General features: G+C 62.5%; 7 protein-coding genes. All 7 read left to right on the top strand.

Annotated elements, in window-relative coordinates; genetic code table 11:
- Positions 1–710: ABC transporter ATP-binding protein (locus tag NU688_RS16825; protein ID WP_257861853.1), on the top strand; the 710-nt coding region annotated here is incomplete at its 5' end.
- A 135-nt stretch (positions 711–845) separates the two neighbouring features.
- On the top strand, positions 846–2,132 hold the full coding sequence (locus NU688_RS16820) for a sugar ABC transporter substrate-binding protein (protein ID WP_374684659.1): 1,287 nt from the start codon (positions 846–848) through the stop codon (positions 2,130–2,132).
- A gap of 58 nt (positions 2,133–2,190) precedes the next feature.
- Positions 2,191–2,979, top strand: a complete 789-nt coding sequence (locus NU688_RS16815) for an L-iditol 2-dehydrogenase (RefSeq protein WP_257861851.1) — start codon at positions 2,191–2,193, stop codon at positions 2,977–2,979.
- Between the two features lie 38 nt (positions 2,980–3,017).
- On the top strand, positions 3,018–4,019 hold the full coding sequence (locus tag NU688_RS16810; RefSeq protein ID WP_257861850.1) for a sugar ABC transporter substrate-binding protein: 1,002 nt from the start codon (positions 3,018–3,020) through the stop codon (positions 4,017–4,019).
- A gap of 5 nt (positions 4,020–4,024) precedes the next feature.
- Positions 4,025–4,984, top strand: coding sequence for an ABC transporter permease (locus NU688_RS16805; protein ID WP_257861849.1), 960 nt, complete (start codon positions 4,025–4,027; stop codon positions 4,982–4,984).
- Entirely contained in the window at positions 4,984–5,775 is a 792-nt protein-coding gene (locus tag NU688_RS16800) for an ATP-binding cassette domain-containing protein (RefSeq protein ID WP_257861848.1), read from the top strand. Before NU688_RS16805 ends, NU688_RS16800 begins: the two co-directional genes overlap by 1 nt.
- Positions 5,776–5,905: 130 nt before the next feature.
- Positions 5,906–6,844, top strand: a complete 939-nt coding sequence (locus tag NU688_RS16795) for an AraC family transcriptional regulator (RefSeq protein ID WP_257861847.1) — start codon at positions 5,906–5,908, stop codon at positions 6,842–6,844.
- Positions 6,845–6,945: the final 101 nt, after the last annotated feature.

Genomic DNA, 6,945 nt, shown 5'->3' with positions numbered 1-6,945 from the left:
AGGTCGAGTACGCGGCGAAAACGCTGAACCTCACGCAGTACCTGGACCGCACGCCCAAGGACCTGTCGGGTGGCCAGCGCCAGCGCGTGGCCATCGGGCGCGCGATCGTGCGCGCGCCGAAGGTGTTCCTCTTCGACGAGCCGCTGTCGAACCTCGATGCGGCGCTGCGCGGCAACACGCGCGTCGAAATCCACAAGCTGCACCGCGCACTCGGCGCGACCACGATCTACGTGACGCACGACCAGGTCGAGGCCATGACGCTTGCCGATCGCGTGGTGGTGCTCAAGGACGGGCTGATCGAGCAGGTCGGCACGCCCCTGGAGCTGTACGACCGCCCGGCCAACCAGTTCGTCGCGCAGTTCATCGGCATGCCGTCGATGAACATGGTGTCGGCGAGCGCGATTCCGAGTTTCTCGGCAGCCACCGGCGGCCGTTTGCCGAACGACGGCTTCCTCGGCGTGCGGCCCGAAGGCCTGCGCGTGCACCCGAAGCAGGGCGCGCCGGTGTCGGATGTGCTGGGCCGCGTGGAGCTGATCGAGGCGCTGGGCGCGGACACGCTGATCCACGTCGATGTGGGCGGCGTGCCGCTCATCGCGCGGCAGAACGACCGCACGCCCCTGCAGGCGGGCGACGACGTGGCGGTCGAGCTCGACCCGTCGGTGCTCCACCTCTTCAACCGCGAAGGTCAGTCGTGCCTCGCCGCACGATAAGTGTTATTTGATACCTAATGGTTTGCCTTATGTATGAATAACGTCATAAGTGGATCATGCACCCTCTTGCTCGCAAGACTCGTCTTGTGAGGTTCACAACCGCTGATAGGGAGATAAAAAATGTTGAAGCGTTTCATGGCCACCGGTTTGCTTGTGCTGATGGCACTGACCACCAAGGCTTCCGAGATCGTCGTTGCGACCGTGAACAACGGCCACATGATCGAGATGCAGAAGCACACCGGGGTTTTCGAGGCAGCCAACCCTGACATCAAGGTCAAGTTCGTGACGCTGGAGGAGAACATCCTGCGGCAGCGCGTCACGACGGACATCGCGACCAAGGGAGGGCAGTTCGACGTCATGACGATCGGCTTGTATGAAACGCCGATCTGGGGCAAGAGGGGCTGGCTGGAAGAGCTGAAGCCCGGCCCCGGCTACGACATCGACGACCTGCTGCCGGCGATGCGTAGCGGCTTGTCGCTCGACGGAAAGCTCTACTCGGCCCCGTTCTACGGCGAGAGTTCGATGCTGATGTACCGCAAGGACCTGGCGGACAAGGCGGGCGTGCAACTGCCGGATCGCCCGACCTGGGACGAAGTCAAGAACCTGGCTGCAAAGATTCATGACCCGAAGAACGGCGTCTACGGCATCTGCCTTCGAGGCAAGCCGGGCTGGGGAGACAACATGGCGCTCATCACCACCATGGCCAATACCTTCGGAGGGCAATGGTTCGACATGAAATGGAAACCGCAACTCGAATCGAAGCCATGGAAGGATGCCGTCGGCCTCTATGTGAATCTGCTGCAGAACTACGGACCTCCCGGGTCGGCTTCCAACAGCTTCAACGAAATACTCGCGCTGTTCAACGAAGGCAAGTGCGGCATCTGGGTGGACGCAACGATCGCGGCCTCGTTCATTTCGGAACCGAAGCAGTCCAAGGTGGCCGGCAAGGTGGCCTTCGCGCAGGCCCCCACGCAGGTCACGCCCAAAGGCGCCAACTGGCTGTGGGCATGGTCGCTCGGCATTCCCGCCGGATCGAAGAATGTCGATGCCGCCCAGCGATTCATCGCATGGGCGACCTCCAGGGAATACATCAACCTGGTGGCCAAGTCTTCAGGCTGGGGGAGCGTGCCGACGGGTACGCGCAAAAGCACCTACCTGAATCCCGATTTTCTGAAGGCGGCGTCCTTCGCCAGCGCGGAGAAAACGGCCATTGACAGCACGAATCCGTATGACTCCACCCTGCCGAAGAGTCCTTACACGGGCATCCAGACCCCGGCCATCGCCGAGTTTCAGGTGATCGGCATCGGTGTAGGCCAGCAATTGAGCGCCGCCCTGGCGGGCAAGCAGAGCGTGGACGCCGCCCTGAAGGCATCGCAGCAGATTACCGACCGCGAGATGCGCAAGGCCGGCTATTACAAGTAAGGCGCATAGATCTCTTTGCACGCCTTCCCATTGATCTACCTACAACCGAGAAACTGAAATGACTGATCGTCTTCGAGGAAAAAACATCATCGCGACCGGCGGGGCCGGAGGCATCGGCCTGGCCGTCGTCGAAACCTTTCTCCATGAAGGAGCTTGCTGCACGGTCGCCGACATCGGGCCCCAGCCTTCGCCGGGATTGGTCGCGCTTCAAGAAGAGTTCGCTGATCGCTTGATCTATGTGGAAACGAACGTGGTGAACGCGGCCCAGATCGAGCGCCTCCTCGATGCGGCCGAACATCGGTTCGGCACGACGACCACCGTCTTCAACAACGCGGCGATCTTCGACATGGCGCCCTTTCTGGAGAGCAACGAGGAGAGCTACGAGAGGCTGTTCGCCGTCAACGTCAAGGGCATGTTCTTCATGATGCAGAAGGCGTTGGCGCGGATGGTCGCGGCCAAGGTGCAGGGCGGCGCGGTGATCAACATGGCGTCGCAAGCCGGTCGCCGCGGCGAGTCGATGGTGTCGCACTACTGCGCCACCAAAGCGGCCGTCATCAGCTATACGCAAAGCGCCGCGATGGCCATGGCGCCGCATCGCATCCGGGTCAATGCCATCTCTCCGGGCGTCATCTCGACCCCCATGTGGGTCAGCGTCGATGCGAAATACGCCCACTACGAAAACCTGCCGATCGGCGAAAAGAAACGCCAGGTCGGCGCCTCAGTGCCGCTGGGCTACATGGGCGAGCCCAAGGATATCTGCGGCGCGGCCATCTTCCTGGCCAGCGACGAAGCCTCGTACGTCACGGCCCAGACGCTCAACGTCGATGGCGGCAACGTGATGAGTTGAGCGGGTGCGATTTTCGGTGCAATCCACAGGAGACATTCATGCGTACATTGACGGTTCCCCTTGCGTTTTCCGTGCTGGCCTTTTCAAGCGCGCTGTATGCCGCTGAAACGCCGGCTGTCATCGGCCTGGTCACGAAGGCTGATCAGAACCCGTTCTTCGTCAAGATGAAGGAAGGCGCGAAGAAGGCCGCGGATGCGGGAGGCGCCAAGCTGCTGACGGCCGCCGGCAAGTTCGACAACGACAACGCCGGGCAGGTCACAGCCATGGAGAACATGCTGGCAGCCGGTGCCAACACGATCCTCATCACCCCGGGAGACTCCAAGGCCATCGTGCCCGCCATCAAGAAAGCCCAGGCCAAGGGCGTGATGGTGATCGCGCTCGACAGTCCCGCCGATCCGCAGAACGCGACGGATGCGCTGTTTGCCACCAACAACTACACCGCTGGGGTTCTGATCGGCCGCTACGCCAAGGCAGCGATGGCGGGCAAGACGCCCAGGATCGCGACCCTGGACCTCTATCCCGGCCACCCGGTCGGCGCCCAGCGGCACAACGGCTTCATGGCCGGTTTCGGCCTTCCCGCCGCCGACGCGACGAGCAACACGCTGTCGTCCGCGCCGCAGATCGTCTGCATGGCCGACAGCTTCGGCGATCAACCGCGCGGCCAGACCGCGATGGAAAACTGCCTGCAGAAGGACCCGGGCATCAATCTCGTCTACACGCTGAACGAACCGGCCGCCGCCGGCGCGTTCAGGGCGCTGCAGAAGGCAGGCAAGGAAAAAGGCGTGCTCATCGTCTCGGTCGACGGCGGCTGCACCGGCGTGAAGAACGTCAAGTCGGGAATGATCGCCGCGACCGCGCAGCAGTACCCGTTGCGCATGGCGAGCATGGGGGTCGAAGCAGGGATTGAATATGCGAAAACGGGCAAGAAGGCTTCGGGCTACGTGGACACCGGCGTCACGCTGATCACGGACAAGCCGATGGAAGGGTTGGACAGCAAGGACACGACGTTCGGACTGGATCAATGCTGGGGCAACAAGTAGACATCGTGAGCACGTTGAAAGAACGACTTCCGCCGATCGGACAATTCGGCCCCTTCATCGCGCTATTGATCGCCTGCATCGCCTTCGGCGCCAGCACCGATCGCTTCTTCAGCGGAGAGAACTTCTCGTTGATCCTGCAGCAGGTGACGGTGGTCGGCGTCATCGCGATCGGCCAGACCCTCATCATCCTCACGGCCGGCATCGACCTGTCGTGCGGGATGATCATGGCGCTGGGCAGCATCGTGATGACCAAGCTGGCGATGGACCTGGGCGTGCCTGCGCCACTGGCCATCCTGGCCGGCATCGGGGTCACCGCCCTTTTCGGGCTGATCAACGGCCTGCTAGTCACGCGCGTCAAGCTGCCCCCGTTCATCGTGACCCTGGGCACCTTCAACATCGCGTTCGCGGTTACGCAGCTCTATTCCAATGCCCAGACCGTGACCGAGGTGCCCGCTCTGATGACCTGGCTCGGCAGGGCCTTCCCGGTCGGCGGCACGCATGTGACCTTCGGGACGGTGCTGATGATCCTGCTGTACCTTGGCACCTGGTTCTGGCTGCGCGAGACCGGCGCGGGCCGGCATGTCTATGCCGTGGGCAACAGCCCCGAAGCCGCGCGCCTGGTGGGCATTCCGTCGGAGAAAGTGCTGTTGGGCGTGTACATGCTCGCTGGCGTCTTTTACGGCATCGCCTCGCTGCTGTCGGTAGCGCGCACGGGAGTCGGCGACCCGAACGCAGGCCAGACCGAGAACCTGGACGCCATCACGGCCGTGGTCCTGGGCGGCACCAGCCTGTTCGGCGGCCGCGGCGTGATCCTCGGCACGCTGGTCGGCGCGGTGGTGGTCGGCGTGCTGCGCAACGGGCTGACGCTCATGGGCGTCTCCTCCGTCTACCAGGTCCTCGTCACGGGCATCCTGGTGATCGTGGCCGTCACCGTCGATCAACTGTCCCGCCGTGGGAGTTGCTGATGAACAACAACGCCCCTATCGTGATGCAGGCCCAGGGCCTGGTGAAGCGCTATGGCCAAGTCACGGCGCTGGCCGGCACCGACTTCGAACTGCGCGCCGGCGAGATCCTGGCGGTCATCGGCGACAACGGCGCCGGCAAGTCCTCCCTGATCAAGTGCCTGTCGGGCGCCACCGTGCCCGACGAGGGCCGGATCATCCTGGGTGGGAGGCCAGTCCATTTCAGGGGCCCGGTCGATGCCCGCCGTGCCGGCATCGAGACGGTCTACCAGGACCTGGCCGTCGCCCCCGCGATGACCATTGCCGAAAACCTGTTCCTGGGACGAGAGTTGCGGCGCGAAGGCTTCGCCGGCAGTGTGCTGCGCATGCTGGACAAGAAAAAGATGCTCGCACAGAGCATGCAGCGCATGGCCGAGCTGAAGGTCGGCATCCGCTCGATGACGCAGCCGGTCGAGACGCTGTCGGGTGGCCAGCGCCAGTGCGTCGCCGTGGCACGCGCGACGGCCTTCGCCGAGCACCTCGTGATCCTCGACGAGCCGACCGCCGCGCTGGGTGTGAAAGAGGGCGGCATGGTGCTCGAGATGATCCGCCGCGTGCGCGACAGGGGGCTGTCGGTCGTGCTGATCTCGCACAACATGCCGCATGTGTTCGAGGTCGCCGACCGCATTCACGTGGCGCGGCTGGGCAAGCGCGCGGCCGTGCTGAACCCCCGGAACATCAGCATGAGCGACGCCGTCGCGATCATGACCGGCGCGCTCCCGACCGATCAACTGGTGGCCGAGTGCTTGGCTTGAACGAAGCCTCACGGTGCATGCCTGTAGCGCAAGAAGTCCCGTATCCGAAGCGGCAGGCGGACCGTGCCGATTCAAGGTCGCAGCAACTGGTCGTCAAGGCCGATCGTCAAATACTCAATACCAACCAACAATGGAAGATCTGTCTCACGCCCGATGCGATGCCGTGTTCGAGGGCAAGTTAGCGCGAAACATCGAACTGGGACTCGAGCCATCGAGTGGCATCAGTTGCTACGTCCAAGAAGCGCCCGCTCGCTTGGAGAGGTGGCGCTTCCACGATGAATACGAGCTCCATTTCGTCGTCCAGACGTCAGGATGGACCTACATCGAAAACCTAGGGAAGTTCAAGCTGGGATCTATCGTGCTGGTCAGTCCTCGCATCCCCCACGAGCTGGTCTCCTTCGATGTACCGGCGGTCGAGGTGAAGGAGTGCAGCGTCGTAATTCACTTTGCAGAAGATCTGGTGCACAGGGCCGCGGAGCTTTTCCCGGACTTGCACGGTGCAGTGTCGCTATTGGGCCGCGATCACTGCGGCATCGAGTTTTTGGACGCTGACCAGGAGCTGCATGATGGCTTTTGCCTTGTGCAGAACTCCTCCGGAGTCGCCCGCTTCAGTGCCCTGGCCAGGTTGCTGCAACGCTTGAGCCAGTGGCCAAGGTTTCGACCTCTCTCTTCGACATCGATTCTGGACACCCGAAATCAGCGCAAGACTGGTGTCGACCCGCGGGTCGACAAGGTGCTGGAGCTTGTCTATCGAAACTATGCCGACAGCTTGCCGTTGTCGAAAGCCAGCCATTGCGCTGGCGTCAGCCTCCACGCCTTTTCGAGATTGTTCAGACGGGAGACGGGAAGCACTTACACCGACTTCCTGATCCGTGTCCGGGTTGCCAGGGCTTGCGAACTGTTGAGCAGAAGCGATCAGCAAGTCTCGAGCATCTGCTACTTGGTCGGCTTCAACAACATTTCCAACTTCAACCGGCACTTTCGCAGATTGAAAAGCATGACCCCGAAGGAATACCGAAACCATATGGCGGGCCGGTTCGGTTGTCCGCCGCAACGCGCCGGCCGGTAGATCAACCATTCTTCGAACATAGAATGTTCTGATGAAAAATGGACAAATGTTCCGAGGAAGCGTTCAGACACCGGATTTGTCCCGGAGTGGCGCCTGATGGG

It is taken from the genome of Variovorax sp. ZS18.2.2 (assembly GCF_024701975.1).
Taxonomy (GTDB): Bacteria; Pseudomonadota; Gammaproteobacteria; order Burkholderiales; family Burkholderiaceae_C; genus Variovorax.
Note: the sequence above shows the minus strand (reverse complement) of the source record. Positions and strands in the feature narration are given on the sequence as shown.